The sequence below is a fragment of the Belnapia sp. AC561 genome (genome assembly GCF_979252845.1).
Genome location: NZ_CEEDBP010000161.1, coordinates 1 through 289, shown reverse-complemented (window position 1 = coordinate 289; position 289 = coordinate 1). Strand labels below are relative to the sequence as shown.

At 38.4% G+C, this 289-nt stretch carries 1 protein-coding gene; it reads left to right on the top strand.

Features of this window, described 5'->3' with window-relative positions:
- Positions 1 to 274: sulfite exporter TauE/SafE family protein (locus AC0IW9_RS30575; RefSeq protein ID WP_471652070.1), on the top strand; the 274-nt coding region annotated here is incomplete at its 5' end.
- Positions 275 to 289: the final 15 nt, after the last annotated feature.

The following is a 289-nucleotide window of genomic DNA, read 5'->3' as shown; positions in this document are numbered from 1 at the left end:
GGATAATATAATGCGTTTACCTTTTAAGGTTTCTACAACCACCAGTAACTTTATGATGGGGGTTACCGCGGCCGCAAGCGCTGTTGTTTATTTGCACCGCGGACAAATAGACCCGGGTATTGCAATGCCGGTTTGTATAGGCGTTTTAACAGGCGCATCACTAGGATCTAAAGTTTTATTAAGAACCAAAACCGACAAGCTTAAAATAGTATTTGCTATAGTGGTAACATTTTTGGCTTTGCAAATGATTTATAAAGGTATAAGTGGATTATAATGGATACCAATAAAC